Genomic DNA, 13,539 nt, shown 5'->3' with positions numbered 1-13,539 from the left:
TAGATTTCCGACGTTATCTCGCACTGACGCGATTCTAGGAGACGGGAACCATGTATAAATTTGAAGTCTATAAGGACAAGGGTGGCGAATTCCGCTTCCGGTTCAAGGCCTCGAACGGCGAAACCATGTTCGCCTCCGAAGGCTACAAGGCGAAGGCTTCGGCGCTGCATGCCATTGAATCGATCAAAGCTCACGTTGGCGGCGCCGCCATCGACGACCAGACCACCGCTACCGCCTAAGACTTCGCGTCGAGCGTCTGTTGCACAGCCTTCTACGGCCGGCCGCCCTCTGGCGTGCTGGCCGTTTTAGTTTGCACGTCAAAAAAATTCGAAAAATCTGCACCAGCCTGTCGAAATCGGCCTCGCTCGCGGCTCATTGTATCGGAACGGCATGAAGCCGCTTCGCCGGCGGCGTTGCACATTTTAGCGTTTGCTCTTTAGATGCAGCGTCCGGCCCGGATTACCGCCAACAAGCCAGCAGGAGTTATCCCATGCAGTATGCCTTGATCATCCGTGAATCGGCCGACGACTTTAAGCGGCGCGAGGATCCCACCTACAAGAACAGCTGGATCGCCTATACGCAGGCGCTCGTCCAGGCCGGCATCATGACCGGCGGCGCCGGACTGACCCCACCGGAAACCGCAACAGTCGTCCGCCGTCGCGGCGAAGACCACGATGTGCAAGACGGTCCCTTTCCGGAAGGCAAGGAGCAACTCGGCGGTTTCTATCTGATCGATGTGCCGAATCTCGATGCGGCTCTGGAATGGGCCGTGCGCGTGCCGGTTTCCAAGGATGGCTCAGTCGAAGTGCGGCCACGCCTGCAAATGTGAGATGGCCATGAACCATGACGTTGGACGCGCCACCGAACGCGTGGCGCGCCAATCCTACGGCAAGTTGATCGCCTTTCTCGCAGCGCGCTCGGGCGACGTCCCGGCAGCCGAGGATGCGCTGTCCGAGGCACTTGCGACCGCGCTGAATGCTTGGCCGGAGCGGGGCATTCCTGATAATCCGGAGGCCTGGTTATTGGTCGCGGCGCGGCGAAATCTTTACAGCGCCGCAAGACATGCAAACGTCAAGGCAGCCGCCCGCGATACGATCGCCCTCGCATTCGAGGAGGCGGAGGAGCGCATGAATGCGGATGGCCCCGCTTTCCCCGACGAGCGACTGAAGCTGCTGTTCACCTGCACCCATCCGGCCATCGACAAGTCCGTGCATACGCCGCTGATGCTGCAGACGGTTCTCGGCATTGATGCCAGGACCATATCGCAAGCTTTCATTGTTTCGCCGGAGACCATGAGCCAGCGACTGGTTCGGGCTAAGATCAAGATCCGCGAGGCGCATATTCCCTTCACCGTTCCCGACCGTTCGGTGCTGCCGGAGCGGCTGACCAGCGTGCTCTCAGCGGTCTATGCGGCCTATGGCCTCGGCTGGGACGGTCTCGATGGTGAAGATGGCAAGCGCAATTCACTGGCAGACGAAGCCATCTGGCTCGGCCGCGCCCTGCACGCCACCATGCCACAGGAGCCGGAGGCGATCGGATTGCTGTCTTTGATGCTTTACTGCGAAGCCCGCCGCACCGCCCGCCGGAATGCAGATGGACGGTATGTGCCGCTCGACGAGCAGGACACTGCGCGCTGGAACGCCATCATGATCGCTGAAGCTGACGGCCTGCTGCGGCAGGCGGGCGCTTTCGACCGCTTCGGCTCATTCCAATGTCAGGCCGCGATCCAGTCCGTTCACACCGAGCGGCGGCGCTCCGGAGCTACCGACTGGACGGCGCTCGTGACACTCTACGATGCACTCGTGCTGATGAAGCCAACAGTCGGGGCGCGCGTCAGCCAAGCCGCCGTTATCGGGCGGGCGCAAGGGGCAACCGCCGGATTGCACCATCTGAACCAGATGGTCGAGCGCGATATCCTCAGCTATCAGCCTTATTGGGCCGTTCGCGCTCATCTGCTGGCAGAAGCCGGAGAAGCGGAGAGCGCCGTCACGGCTTATCGGACGGCGATCGGGCTCAGCGACAGTTCCGTCGTCCGCGAATTCCTGCAGGCCCGCCTCGATACGGTTCTGGCCGATAGAAGCTGAGGATTATTTCTCCGTCAGCTTCAGCTCGATGCGACGGTTGGTGGCACGCGCTTCCGGCGTGTCGCCGGGAGCAATCGGCTGGAACTCGCCGAATCCGGCAGCGACGAGCCGGTCGGCAGGAACGCCGTGGGCAATCAGGAACTTGACGACGGCAATGGCGCGGGCGGACGACAGCGCCCAGTTGTCAGGATAGCGGCCATTGCCCGAAAGCGGCACATTGTCCGTGTGCCCGTCGACGCGCAGCACCCAGTTGATCTCGGGCGGAATTTCCTTGGAAAGATCGATCAGCGCGGCGGCAAGCTTGGCCATCTCCGCCTGACCGTCCGGATTGAGATCAGCCGCACCGGAAGGGAACAGCACTTCCGACTGGAAGACGAAGCGGTCGCCGACGATGCGGATATTGTCGCGGTCGGAAAGGATTTCGCGCAGTCGCCCGAAGAAGTCGGAACGATAACGGTTCAGCTCCTGCACGCGCTGCGCCAATGCCACATTCAGCCGCCGGCCAAGATCAGCGATCTTCACCTGCGATGTCTGATCCTTTTCCTCCGACGCCTGCAAAGCGGCCTCGACAGCAGCGATCTGGCTGCGGAGCGCGGCAATCTGCTGGTTGAGAAGATCGACCTGGCTGAGGGCGCGGGCGCTCGCCTGCTTCTGCTCGTCAAGCTGCTGCGTCAGCGTGCCGACCCGCTGTTGCGCGGCCTGACTGTTGCCGGAACCGGCGTCGAGCAGCGCCTGCAGACGCGAGCGGTCGCCCTCTGCCACCGAAAGCGACGCCTGCAGGTTGGCGACGGAATCCTCCAAATCCTGCTTGCCGCTCTTTTCGAGTGCCAATGCCTGCGTCAATTCGTTGATCTGGCTGTTGAGGCGATTCAGTACCTCGTCGCGGCCGGAAATTTCGCGGCTTAGGATGAACTGGCCGACGACGAACACCGTCAGCAGGAACATGATGGCCATCAACAGCGTGGAGAGCGCATCGACGAATCCCGGCCAATAGTCGACCGTTCTCTTATGGCGACTGTTTCGTGCGAGCGCCATGATTTACTTGCTCCCGGTCTTCTCGGTATGGCTGATGCGGTCGGCGAGGCGATCGAGCGTCCGGCGCATCGATTTCGCCTCTTCCTGCTGCGCTTCGATCCAATCGCGCAGCATCTGTTGTTCGTTGCGCATGTTCTTGACCAGGCCCTGAATGCCCTCGGCGAGGTTCGCCATTGCCGTCACCGAGCGTTGGCCGCCACCGCCCTCTTCAGCAATCTTGCGCAGATATTCCGAAAGCACACGCACATCCTCGGAGGATGCGCCGCTGGCACCTTCCATGACGGGAGCGATATCCGAACCGACATCGGTAACGGAGGAAAGCCAGTTTTCCAGTTCGGTGTAGAAGCGGTTCTGTGCGCGGCCGGCCTGCAGATCGAGAAAACCGAGAATCAACGAGCCGGAGAGGCCGAGCAGTGAGGACGAGAATGCCGTGCCCATGCCGACCAGCGGACCGGACAGGCCGGTTTTAAGCGCACCAAGAATGTCGCCAGTATCGCCGGAACCGACGTCGAGGCTCTGGATGACGTCGTTGATCGATCCGATCGTGCCGATCAGACCCCAGAAAGTGCCAAGCAGGCCGAGGAAGACGAGCAGGCCGATGAGATAACGCGAAGTGTCGCGCGACTCGTCGAGACGGGTGGCGATGGAATCGAGGATCGAGCGCAGCGTCGCCGTCGACAGTTGCATGCCGCGACGGTTGCCGATCAGCGCCCGCATCGGTGCCAGAAGCCGCGGATTGCGCCCGACCTTGTCGGCAGCATTGCCGACAGCGCGGAAATGGTTGAACCAGCGGACTTCCGGCCTGAGCATCAGGACATGATTGAAGACCAGCAGAATGCCGACGGCCAGCACGCCAAGGATCAATCCATTGAGGCCGGGATTGTGCAAGAAGGCGACTTGAGCCTGGCGAAACAGGATCGCCACGATAAAACCGACGATGACGAGGAAAAGAATCATCGTCCAAAAGAAGGCCATTGGGCTGGAGAGCTTGTAGGTATAGCTGCCCGACACATTGTCGGTCGACCCCAGATCCCCCAGGTTTACATTTTCCATCGCACGCTTAGCCTCCGGATTTTCCGTAGGCGGAGACTAGAGCAACATTGTGCCGAATTGAAGAGACGGAAAACACAAAACACCCTTTGGCAACAGCCTGTTTCGCCGCTGGGTAATCGGCAAAAGACGATCCTTATTTCGTCGGGATCGGCCGCTTGATGACCTCGGCAAGCGCCTTTTGAATATGCTCATTGCCGCAGATGATCGAACTGGTGCCGAGCATATCGGTGCCGCCGTCGAAATCCGAGACGAAACCGCCGGCTTCGCGCACCAGCAGGATACCCGCCGCCATGTCCCACGGCGACAGGCCCAATTCCCAGAAGCCGTCGAAACGGCCGGCGGCGACATAGGCAAGATCGAGTGCCGCCGAACCGACACGGCGGATGCCGGCGACTTCGCCCATGACATGGCGCAGCTCGACCAGGAACTTGCCGTGATTGCCGCGTCCGAGATGCGGAACGCCGCAGCCGATGACGCAATCCGACAGCACGCGGCGCGAGGCAACACGCAGGCGGCGGTCGTTTAGGAAGGCGCCACCGCCGCGCTCGGCAGTATAGAGCTCATCCGTTGCCGGATTGAAGACGACGCCGGCGACGATCTCGCCATTGCGCTCCAACGCGATCGACACGGAGAACATCGGAATACCGTGCAGGAAGTTGGTCGTGCCATCGAGCGGATCGACGATCCAGCGATGCGCGCCGTCGGTGCCCTTGATCTCTTCGCTCTCTTCACCAAGGAAGCCATAGGTCGGCCGCGCTTTCAGCAGCTCGTCATGGATGATCTTCTGCGCCTTGAGATCGGCCTGGCTGACGAAATCGCCCGGTCCCTTCACCGAAACCTGCAGGTTCTGCACTTCGCCGAAATCGCGGCTGAGCGACTTGCCTGCCTTGAGGGCAGCCTGAACCATGACATTGAGAAGAGCAGAACGGGCCATCGGGCTTCCTTGGGTAAAATAGGAGGCGCTGACCGGACCCGAAAATAGGCCCCGGCGGAGCGGGATCGGCAGCGCAATAAAGATTGGCGGCCTCAAGACCACAAAATCAGGGGAATTTCAAGTACAGTGAGCCGGAAGGCCTAGTTTTCTCATCAAGCCGAAGTGTTTGGCTCACTTCGTTGAGGGACAAACCCATCACCACGCCAGTACGCGTCTGCCGACAAGCGCGCCGAAACCCATCACGATCGCAATCGCGACGCTGTACCAGACCGCCACGAATAACCCACCGTCATTCTTACAGACAAAGGCATAGGCGGCGGCGCCAAGCGCGCCGGCAAGGACACCGGCCGTAGCACCAGCCATGGCCGGACGTGTCGTAACACCAGTCTTCAGGACGCCGATGATCAGCGCCAGCGGCGCAAGCGACAGCAAAACCATGGCCGTCACGCAGCTTGGGACGGAGATATCGGACCGGCCCATCAACGGGAAACCCGACGTATCCGAGATCGCACCGATCAACAGCAGCGCCAGTCCCGGCAATACTGTGGCAAGCGCAAGCGCGCCGGAGCCGGGCTTGCCGGCATAGCGCACGACAAAGATGCCGCCGCCGGCAAGCGTCAGCATGCTGACGATCTTGTGGTGAAACGGCGCGCTGACCAAAGTCGCCTGGAGTTCAGGCTGAAAGCCGAACGTGGCGAACACCAAGGCTATCGCGCAGGCAAGGGAAAGGATCGTCGCAAGCAACAGAGTGCTTTCAAAGGAGGGAGAGGAACGTGCCTGCCCTGCCCCGGCCTCACCAGCCAGATTTCGGATCATGAGGTCCGTATCGCCTGCCGTTTTCATAGCTTGCCCTTGCTTGGTTTGGGTGGAGCAACGCCGGCGACAGAGGCCAGGCGTTGCAGTGCCCGGTGCAGCGTCACCCGCACCGCGCCTTCACTGGTCTGGAGTTTCTCGGCTGTCTCGCGCACCGATGCGCCTTCAATCGTCAGCGCCTGGACGACGGTGCGTTGACCGGAGGAGAGGCCGCCCAAATGACGATCCAGATCGATAAGCGCACGGTCGGCATCTTCGCGCGGCGCTTCGACTACATTGGACCATTCTTCCAGCGTCAGGTCGTAGCGATAACGTGCTTCCCGCCGCCGACGTCGCATCGCATCGGTCAGCTTGTAACGCACGATGGCATGGAGCCAGGGCATAAAGGCACGATCTGCGTCCCATCGGTGCCGCATCGTGTGCAGGCCGATCAATACTTCCTGGACGATATCTTCCGTCTCATGCGCGCTCATGCCGAGCCGTGACAGCCGCCCGCGGACCAGCACGCGCAGCAATTTCGCAATATCGCCCAGCAGCCATTCATAGGCGGCGGCGTCTCCTCGACGCTCGGCCTTCATGGCATTGGCCCAAATATCTTCGCGCGATTCCATACGTGTCTATTCGCCGCCAAAACGCATTTGTTACAGTCCAACGCAGATTTTTATCATTGCGCGCGAAACGCGAACACGTTTCCGTGATGATGTTGCGCTGCACCAGAGCCGGTCGAATTGAGCCTTAGAAGCACCATGCTTCCTCCCGAAACTCGACCACGGAAACCGACCCATGAAAACGCTACAGAGATTTGCCGTCGCCGCAGCTGCCTTGTTCGCAGCGACCTTCGCCGCCCAAACAAGCTTCGCCGCAACCGCCGCACCGGTCAAAGCACACAATGTCGTCCTCGTCCATGGCGCCTATGCCGATGGATCGAGCTGGTCCGAAGTGATCCCGATCCTGCAGCGCGCCGGCCTGCATGTCACCTCGGTGCAGAACCCGCTGACCTCCTTTGCCGATGATGTCGCTGCCACGAAGCGTGTCCTGGCGCTGCAGGACGGCCCGACCGTGCTCGTCGGCCACTCCTATGCCGGCATGGTCATCAGCGAGACCGGTGTCGATCCCAAGGTCAGCGCTCTCGTTTATGTCGCAGCCCGCGCACCTGATGCCGGCGAGGACTATACCGCGCTCGCCGCCAAATTCCCGACCCCGCCGGCCAGCAAGGGTCTCGTTCATTCCGGCGGCTTCGCACAACTCAGCGAAGACGCGTTCGTTCATGACTTCGCCGGCGATCTCAAACCCGCAAAGGCTCGGGCGCTTTATGCCGTGCAGGGACGGATCTCGGACACGCTGTTTGCCTCGCGCACCACTCAGGCCGCATGGAAGACCAAGCCGAGCTGGTACGCCATCTCCAAGAACGACCGCACGACATCACCCGAGCTGGAGCATTTCCTCGCCAAGCGCATGAACGCGACGACCGAGGAACTCAACTCGAGCCACGTCTCGCTGATCTCTCACCCGCGCGAAATCGCCAACATGATCCTCGCAGCCGCGGGTTACTCCGTGAAGAAGTGAACCGCAGCGGTTTTCGTAGGCGTATTTTGACAATCCGATGGTCGGCAAAGCTTCGGCCATCGGATGTCACCTTCAAATCCATCTTCTGAAACAGCCTCAAACTTTTTCTGGACTGATCAGTCCGAAATCGCTACAACGCCCGTATGGCACGACACAAGGAATTCGAACGCGACGAGGCGCTGGGCGCCGCTATCCGGGTCTTCTCCGACCATGGATACGAAGGCACGTCGACGGACCACCTGCTGAAGGCCATGAAGATCAGCCGGCAGAGCATGTATGACACCTTCGGCGACAAGCGCAGCCTCTATCTCGAAGCGCTTAGGCGATACAATGCCGATAGCCTCGCCCGCATCGTGGCGGACCTCAAGGGAGACCGTTCGGCATTAGGGAGCATCGAAGCCGCGCTCGTCGCCTTTGCGGCTCGTCCGGAGAGCGAAGCGAGCCGTGGTTGCCTCGGTGTTAGCGCCATCTGCGAATTCGGCCGCGCCGACGCCGAGGTTGCAACACTGACCGACGAAGCCTCGCGCATCCTCTCCTCTTCTCTCGAAAGTGTCATCAAGGCCGGCATCGCCAGCGGTGACTTTGCCGCCGACCTCGACATTATGGCTGCCGTCCATTTCCTTGGCGCTACGCTTTCCGGCATGAAAGTCAGCGCCCGCAACGGCGCCTCCCCCGAAACGCTCACCGCCATTGCCCATATGGCTCTAAAAAGCCTGACGTGAAGCTGCTCGCCGCTTCTCCGGTTTTTAGCATGCCAAATTCTAGATTAGTCAGTCCAAAATAGTGAAAGGAATATCATGTCCCAATCCCTCAGCAACCAGGTTGCCCTCGTCACCGGCGGCTCACGCAGCATCGGAGCCGCCATCGTCCGCCGCCTGAGCGCCGATGGGGCCAAAGTGGCCTTCACCTATTCGGCTTCGCCGGATAAGGCGGAAGCGCTGGCGCGTGATCTCGAGGCGTCCGGTGGCGAAGTCATCGCCATCAAGGCCGACAGCGCCGATCCGGATGCCGTGCGCTCCGCCGTCGCCAGGACTGCCGAGCATTTCGGCGGCCTCGATATCCTCGTCAACAATGCCGGAATTCTGATCCGCGAGACGGTCGAGAACTACGATCTCGCCGATTTCGACCGCATGTTCGCCGTCAACGTCCGCGCCGTCTTTGTCGCCGCACAGGCGGCCACCAAGCATATGAGCGAGGGCGGGCGCATCATCACCATTGGCAGCGTCGCCGGCGACCGCAGCGGTTTTCCGGGAGCATCGGTTTACAGCGCCACCAAGGGCGCCGTCGCCGCCATGACCCGTGGCCTTGCCCGCGACTTGAGCCCGCGCGGCATCACCGCCAACACTATCCAACCCGGTCCGACCGAGAGCGGTATGACTGTCGGTGGAGGCGAGATGTTGAAGCCGCTCTTGCCTGTTGGTCGGCTGGGCAAGGACACCGAAATTGCCGCCCTTGTCGCCTATCTCTGTAGCCCGGAGGCCGCCTTCATTACTGGCTCAGCCCTGACAATCGACGGCGGTTATCTGGCCTAGAATTTCTGCTGCGCCATCAGGATCTCGCGGGCGATCTGTTCGAGAGGTACGACACGATCGACGCCGCCGCGGGCGATCGCCTCCTTCGGCATGCCGAAAACGACGGAGGTCGCCTCGTCCTGGGCAACCGTAAAAGCGCCGGCCTGCTTCATCTCGAACATGCCGCGTGCGCCGTCATCGCCCATGCCGGTCATGATGACACCCATGGCATTCGATCCTGCCGCCCGCGCCGCCGAGCGGAAGAGCACATCGACGGAGGGCCGGTGGCGCGATACCAACGGCCCGGTCTTAACAGCCACATGGTAACGGGCACCCTGCCGCTCCAGCAGCATGTGGTTGTCACCGGGGGCGATCAGCACGTGGCCGCGCAAAACCGGGTCGCCGTCGGCCGCTTCCTTCACTTCCACTTCGCAAAGGCTGTTGAGCCGCTTGGCAAAGGCAGCGGTGAACTTTTCCGGCATATGCTGGACGATGACCATGCCCGGCGCGTTGGCGGGCAGCGCTTCCAGCATCTCGCGCAGCGCCTCGGTGCCGCCTGTCGAGGCGCCGACGCAGACCACCATCTCCGTCGTCTTCGCCATGGCACGGCCGGTCGGCGGCGGCAGCATCGCATCCGCTGTCAGCTTCTTGGCCGGTCCCGAAGCGGATGCAGAGCGCGCTTCAGCGCGCCGGATATTCGGCAGCCGAGCATGTGATGCACTCTTGACCACTTCGCGGATGCGCATCGCCTCATCGGCCAGATAATCGGCAGCACCGATCCGCGGCTTCTGGATTATATCCACTGCGCCGGCCTCCAGCGCCTGCAGTAGTGTCTCCGAACCTGCCTCCGTCAGCGACGAGCACATGACGACAGGGATAGGCCGCTGCGACATCAGCTTGCGCAGGAAAGTGATGCCGTCCATGCGCGGCATCTCGACATCCAGCGTAATGACGTCGGGTATCTCCTCCTGGATCTTGCGGGCGGCCATGAAGGGGTCGGTCGCCACCCCCATCACTTCGATTTCGGGGTCATCCGACAACAGCGCGGCGAGCGTCTGACGCACGCTAGCGGAGTCATCGATGATCAAGACGCGGATTTTCTTTGGCATGATTACCTGCCCTAGAGTCGCTGGAAGACAGTGTTGGAAACCTGTTTCAGCGGTAAGTCGAAACCGGTGATCGATTCCGAGTGGCCGATGAACATATAGCCGCCGGATACCAGACAATCGCAGAGACGCGAAAGGACGCCGGCTTGCGTCTGCTTGTCGAAATAAATGAGGACGTTACGGCAGAAGATGATGTGCATGGCATCGCCCACCTGATATTTCTCATCCATCAGGTTCATCCGGCCGAAGCCGATCTTCGAGCGCAGCCGCGGCGTGATGCGCACCTCGCGTTTACCTGGGACTTTGGCGGTCATCACATATTTGCGCTTGAGCTCGGCGGGGACCGGCGAGACCATCTCGTCTGTATAGATGCCGTTCCTGGCCGATTGCAGCACGTCGGTACTGAGATCGGTAGCCAGGATCGCATAATCGATACCGCCTTCACTCTCGGAAAACTCCTCCATCACCATCGCCATCGAATAGGGCTCCGCTCCGGTCGAGCAGGCAGCGCTCCAGGCGCGCAGGCGACGATGGCCGGCGCGCATCAGCACCGGCAAGGCCACGGCTTGCATGAATTCGAAGTGTTTGGCCTCGCGGAAGAAATCGGTCTTGTTGGTGGTGACCGCATCGATGAGATAAACGGACTCCTGCTCGAGGCCGCCATGGTTGAACAGGAAATCGCAATAGTCGTCGAATGATGTAATGCTGGTGGCGCGCAGGCGGCGGCGCAGCCGCCCCTCCAACATCGTCAGCTTTGTCGACGGCATCTTGATGCCGCTGTAATCATAGATGAAGCGCGACAGCTTCTCGAAATTCCGCTTGCTGATGCGGTCACCGATGCTTTGACTCTCCTGAACGGCAGCAGTTCCCATTCATCCACTCCCTTACGAATTTCTATGCAGCATAACCGGCGCGATGCGGATCGAGCGCGACAGTGTCTTCCCGCGACAGCAGGCGAGCGAGATCGACGATCACGACGAAACCGTTCTCCCGGCGCACGACGCCGGCGATGTAGTCGGAACGCCAGCGAACGCCGATATCGGGCGCCGCTTCGATCTGGTCACGCCGGAAGGGCGTGACTTCGAAGACGCGATCGGCGACGAGGCCGAGCGTCAACACCTTGGCCTCGATCGGAATATCCAGCACCAACACGCGGGTGTGCGAGGTCGGCACAGTCTTGGAGAGACCGAGCTTCAGCCTGAGATCGATGGTCGGCACACCCTGCCCGCGCACATCGCGCAGGCCGAGCAGGTAATCCGGCCCGTTTGGGATCTTGAAAGCCTCGGCGTAGTCGAGGATTTCTCGAACCACTTCGACCGGTACGGCGAAGACCTCCTCGCCGAGGCTGAAAGTGACGAATTGCGCTTCCAGAGCAGGTGTGGCCATGATCATGCGCTTTCCTTGAATTCGGCGTCACCGGCGTCCGGGCCGCCCATGGAGAGATCGAGAGCGAAGCCTTTGAGACGTGCTTGCTGCGCCTGGATCGTGGTGGGGTTCGCAGCTTTCGGCTGACGAGCGGCCGCTGCCGGAGCCCGTCCGCCCGCCTTGGCCGCGACAGTGCGGTTCTGGCGATTGGCCGACGTATCAACCTTGAAGAAGGCGATGGAGGCTTGCAGCTCTTCGGCCTGAGCGGCCAATTCCTCAGAGGTCGCAGACATCTCTTCCGAAGCGCCGGCATTCTGCTGTGTCACCTTGTCGAGCTGCTGGATCGCTTCGTTGATCTGGGCAGCACCGACATCCTGCTCGCGGCAAGCGGCGCTGATCTCGGAGACGAGCTCTGCGGTCTTGCGGATATCCGGCACCAGGCGGCCGAGCATTTCGCCGGCTTCGGCAGCCGCCTTGACGGTATCGCTCGACATCGAGCTGATCTCGGCAGCGGCAGACTGGCTGCGTTCGGCAAGCTTGCGCACTTCCGAGGCAACGACCGCGAAGCCCTTGCCATGTTCGCCGGCACGAGCCGCTTCGACAGCCGCGTTCAGAGCGAGCAGATCGGTCTGGCGGGCGATCTCCTGCACGATGCCGATTTTCTCGGCGATGGTGCGCATGGCGCTGACGGCGCGGGTGACGGCATCGCCGCTTGCTTCCGCATCCTTGGCCGACTGACGGGCGATCTTTTCCGTCTGGGCCGCGTTATCGGCGTTCTGCTTGATATTGGCAGCCATCTGCTCCATCGAAGCCGAAGCTTCTTCAGCCGATGCCGCCTGTTCGGTCGCGCCCTGCGACACCTGCTCCGAACTTGCCGAAAGCTCCTGGCTGCCCGAGGAGACATTCTCCGATGCGGAGATGGCGTCGGCAACGACGCCGCGCAGTCGTTCCACCATTTGCTCCAGCGCCAAGCCGAGCACATCCTTGTCGGAGAGCGGCTTCGGCGTGACCATCAGATCGCCGTTGGAGATCTTTGTAGCGATATCGGAGGTGGCGCGAAGGTTTGTAACCATGCTCTGCATCGCCAAACCCAACACGTCCTTGTCGGAGAGCGGCTTCACCGCAATGGAGAGATCGCCCATAGCGATGCGGTCGGCAACTCCGGCTGTGTCGCGCAGGTTCGATGTCATGACATTGACGGTGTCGATCAGGTCCTTGATCTCGTCATTGGTCTTGACCTCGACCTTGTGATTGAGATCGCCGAGCGCCACGGCCTTGGCGATGTTCGACACCTTGGTCAGACCCCGGCTGATGCTGAGAGCGATCCAGGTGGCAACAACAACGGAGAATACGAAGAGGCCGATTGTCATGCCGATCAGAATGGCGCTGGAACTGGAGTATTCCGCAGCAGCCGCCCGGTCGGTGGCATGCAGATCCTCGACAACTTCCATGTTCAGACCATTCAAAGTCTTCAAAAGGCTATCGGTGACCTTCGCACCATCCTTCATCGAGATTTCAGCAGCGCGAGCGTTGCTTTCCGTCGTATTCTGGGTTGCTAGCGCAACGATCTGGTCCTGTGTCTTTATCCAGTCCGGATAAAGAGTCTTGAACTCGGAAACTTTAGCCTTGATGCGTTCGTTGGTTTCCTTGTCGAGTTCGACCAAGCGCGCATCGATCTCCTTGCGCTGCTGTTGGATTGTCGTCGCATAACCGGCGATTTCCGCCGGGTTCGTATCCATAACGGCATTCTTTTCCGCGCTTATCGCCGCAGAAACCGCGTCCGATAGCCCGCCGGAATTCAAGAGGTTGGTAGCGGGACCTGCGACGAGGTCGGCGATCGCAAAGTTCAGCGACGACAGGTTGGTGATCGCGAGCCCAGCCATGCCGATGGTCAGCAAGATGATCAGACCGAACGCGGATATTAATTTCAATTTGATTGTCAGACGCATGGGAATGCCCCTCGGCATAGTTGAAAAACGGATGCGGCAACTGGCGACCCGATTCTCAGGACGTCGCGCCAATATGTGAGAGCCTGCTGACCTGGGGAGCGATCCATTCACCCACCCTATGCT

Annotated in this window: 15 protein-coding genes; 6 read left to right on the top strand and 9 right to left on the bottom strand. The window is 60.9% G+C overall.

Translation table 11 applies throughout. The features are described from left to right. Positions 1 to 50 precede the first annotated feature (50 nt). The 3 genes from FHT86_RS30050 (at position 51) to FHT86_RS30040 (ending at position 2,084) form a co-directional block, all read left to right on the top strand. A complete protein-coding gene (locus tag FHT86_RS30050) occupies positions 51 to 239 on the top strand; it encodes a YegP family protein (RefSeq protein WP_133710559.1) in 189 nt (62 codons plus the stop codon). Positions 240 to 490: 251 nt separating this feature from the next. Then, entirely contained in the window at positions 491 to 829 is a 339-nt protein-coding gene (locus FHT86_RS30045; RefSeq protein WP_133710558.1) for a YciI family protein, read from the top strand. 7 nt (positions 830 to 836) lie between these two features. After that, on the top strand, positions 837 to 2,084 hold the full coding sequence (locus FHT86_RS30040; protein ID WP_133710557.1) for an RNA polymerase sigma factor: 1,248 nt from the start codon (positions 837 to 839) through the stop codon (positions 2,082 to 2,084). A 3-nt stretch (positions 2,085 to 2,087) separates the two neighbouring features. Here FHT86_RS30040 and FHT86_RS30035 read toward each other — a convergent pair whose 3' ends face one another. From FHT86_RS30035 to FHT86_RS30015, 5 genes are all read right to left on the bottom strand, one after another. Then, positions 2,088 to 3,119 carry a peptidoglycan -binding protein gene (locus tag FHT86_RS30035; RefSeq protein WP_133710556.1) on the bottom strand — a complete coding sequence of 344 codons (1,032 nt, stop codon included), beginning with the start codon at positions 3,117 to 3,119 and terminating at the stop codon, positions 2,088 to 2,090. Positions 3,120 to 3,122: 3 nt separating this feature from the next. Continuing rightward, positions 3,123 to 4,172, bottom strand: coding sequence for a flagellar motor protein MotA (locus tag FHT86_RS30030; protein ID WP_133710555.1), 1,050 nt, complete (start codon positions 4,170 to 4,172; stop codon positions 3,123 to 3,125). A gap of 133 nt (positions 4,173 to 4,305) precedes the next feature. Beyond that, positions 4,306 to 5,106 carry an inositol monophosphatase family protein gene (locus FHT86_RS30025; RefSeq protein ID WP_133710554.1) on the bottom strand — a complete coding sequence of 267 codons (801 nt, stop codon included), beginning with the start codon at positions 5,104 to 5,106 and terminating at the stop codon, positions 4,306 to 4,308. A 195-nt stretch (positions 5,107 to 5,301) separates the two neighbouring features. Next, positions 5,302 to 5,922: an NrsF family protein gene (locus FHT86_RS30020; protein ID WP_246779728.1), complete on the bottom strand. Its 621-nt coding sequence runs from the start codon at positions 5,920 to 5,922 to the stop codon at positions 5,302 to 5,304. A gap of 23 nt (positions 5,923 to 5,945) precedes the next feature. After that, positions 5,946 to 6,497 carry a sigma-70 family RNA polymerase sigma factor gene (locus FHT86_RS30015; protein WP_246779727.1) on the bottom strand — a complete coding sequence of 184 codons (552 nt, stop codon included), beginning with the start codon at positions 6,495 to 6,497 and terminating at the stop codon, positions 5,946 to 5,948. Between the two features lie 205 nt (positions 6,498 to 6,702). On the opposite strand from FHT86_RS30015, the gene FHT86_RS30010 reads away from it, so the two are divergent. The 3 genes from FHT86_RS30010 to FHT86_RS30000 all read left to right on the top strand — a co-directional run bounded on the left by FHT86_RS30010 (position 6,703) and on the right by FHT86_RS30000 (position 9,017). Further along, positions 6,703 to 7,485, top strand: a complete 783-nt coding sequence (locus FHT86_RS30010; protein WP_133710551.1) for an alpha/beta fold hydrolase — start codon at positions 6,703 to 6,705, stop codon at positions 7,483 to 7,485. A 143-nt stretch (positions 7,486 to 7,628) separates the two neighbouring features. Beyond that, positions 7,629 to 8,207, top strand: a complete 579-nt coding sequence (locus FHT86_RS30005; protein ID WP_133710550.1) for a TetR/AcrR family transcriptional regulator — start codon at positions 7,629 to 7,631, stop codon at positions 8,205 to 8,207. 75 nt (positions 8,208 to 8,282) lie between these two features. Next, positions 8,283 to 9,017: a 3-oxoacyl-ACP reductase family protein gene (locus tag FHT86_RS30000; protein ID WP_133710549.1), complete on the top strand. Its 735-nt coding sequence runs from the start codon at positions 8,283 to 8,285 to the stop codon at positions 9,015 to 9,017. Here FHT86_RS30000 and FHT86_RS29995 read toward each other — a convergent pair. The 4 genes from FHT86_RS29995 to FHT86_RS29980 are packed head-to-tail and all read right to left on the bottom strand — an operon-like array spanning position 9,014 to position 13,416. Next, complete coding sequence (locus FHT86_RS29995; RefSeq protein ID WP_133710548.1) at positions 9,014 to 10,105, bottom strand: chemotaxis response regulator protein-glutamate methylesterase; 1,092 nt, start codon at positions 10,103 to 10,105, stop codon at positions 9,014 to 9,016. The genes FHT86_RS30000 and FHT86_RS29995 overlap by 4 nt on opposite strands. An 11-nt stretch (positions 10,106 to 10,116) precedes the next feature. Beyond that, entirely contained in the window at positions 10,117 to 10,974 is an 858-nt protein-coding gene (locus tag FHT86_RS29990; protein WP_133710547.1) for a protein-glutamate O-methyltransferase CheR, read from the bottom strand. Between the two features lie 22 nt (positions 10,975 to 10,996). Next, complete coding sequence (locus FHT86_RS29985; protein ID WP_183868963.1) at positions 10,997 to 11,494, bottom strand: chemotaxis protein CheW; 498 nt, start codon at positions 11,492 to 11,494, stop codon at positions 10,997 to 10,999. Then, positions 11,491 to 13,416, bottom strand: coding sequence for a methyl-accepting chemotaxis protein (locus FHT86_RS29980; RefSeq protein WP_133710545.1), 1,926 nt, complete (start codon positions 13,414 to 13,416; stop codon positions 11,491 to 11,493). Before FHT86_RS29980 ends, FHT86_RS29985 begins: the two co-directional genes overlap by 4 nt. Positions 13,417 to 13,539: the final 123 nt, after the last annotated feature.

The sequence above is a fragment of the Rhizobium sp. BK313 genome (assembly GCF_014193655.1).
In the GTDB taxonomy this organism is placed as follows: domain Bacteria; phylum Pseudomonadota; class Alphaproteobacteria; order Rhizobiales; family Rhizobiaceae; genus Rhizobium.
Note: the sequence above shows the minus strand (reverse complement) of the source record. Positions and strands in the feature narration are given on the sequence as shown.

Excerpts from the sequence above, each read along its gene's own strand:
- FHT86_RS30050 (WP_133710559.1), top strand. The coding sequence starts at position 51 with ATGTATAAATTTGAAGTCTATAAGGACAAGGGTGGCGAATTCCGCTTC.
- FHT86_RS30045 (WP_133710558.1), top strand. The coding sequence starts at position 491 with ATGCAGTATGCCTTGATCATCCGTGAATCGGCCGACGACTTTAAGCGG.
- FHT86_RS30040 (WP_133710557.1), top strand. The coding sequence starts at position 837 with ATGAACCATGACGTTGGACGCGCCACCGAACGCGTGGCGCGCCAATCC.
- FHT86_RS30035 (WP_133710556.1), bottom strand. The coding sequence starts at position 3,119 with ATGGCGCTCGCACGAAACAGTCGCCATAAGAGAACGGTCGACTATTGG.
- FHT86_RS30030 (WP_133710555.1), bottom strand. The coding sequence starts at position 4,172 with ATGGAAAATGTAAACCTGGGGGATCTGGGGTCGACCGACAATGTGTCG.
- FHT86_RS30025 (WP_133710554.1), bottom strand. The coding sequence starts at position 5,106 with ATGGCCCGTTCTGCTCTTCTCAATGTCATGGTTCAGGCTGCCCTCAAG.
- FHT86_RS30020 (WP_246779728.1), bottom strand. The coding sequence starts at position 5,922 with ATGATCCGAAATCTGGCTGGTGAGGCCGGGGCAGGGCAGGCACGTTCC.
- FHT86_RS30015 (WP_246779727.1), bottom strand. The coding sequence starts at position 6,497 with ATGAAGGCCGAGCGTCGAGGAGACGCCGCCGCCTATGAATGGCTGCTG.
- FHT86_RS30010 (WP_133710551.1), top strand. The coding sequence starts at position 6,703 with ATGAAAACGCTACAGAGATTTGCCGTCGCCGCAGCTGCCTTGTTCGCA.
- FHT86_RS30005 (WP_133710550.1), top strand. The coding sequence starts at position 7,629 with ATGGCACGACACAAGGAATTCGAACGCGACGAGGCGCTGGGCGCCGCT.
- FHT86_RS30000 (WP_133710549.1), top strand. The coding sequence starts at position 8,283 with ATGTCCCAATCCCTCAGCAACCAGGTTGCCCTCGTCACCGGCGGCTCA.
- FHT86_RS29995 (WP_133710548.1), bottom strand. The coding sequence starts at position 10,105 with ATGCCAAAGAAAATCCGCGTCTTGATCATCGATGACTCCGCTAGCGTG.
- FHT86_RS29990 (WP_133710547.1), bottom strand. The coding sequence starts at position 10,974 with ATGGGAACTGCTGCCGTTCAGGAGAGTCAAAGCATCGGTGACCGCATC.
- FHT86_RS29985 (WP_183868963.1), bottom strand. The coding sequence starts at position 11,494 with ATGATCATGGCCACACCTGCTCTGGAAGCGCAATTCGTCACTTTCAGC.
- FHT86_RS29980 (WP_133710545.1), bottom strand. The coding sequence starts at position 13,416 with ATGCGTCTGACAATCAAATTGAAATTAATATCCGCGTTCGGTCTGATC.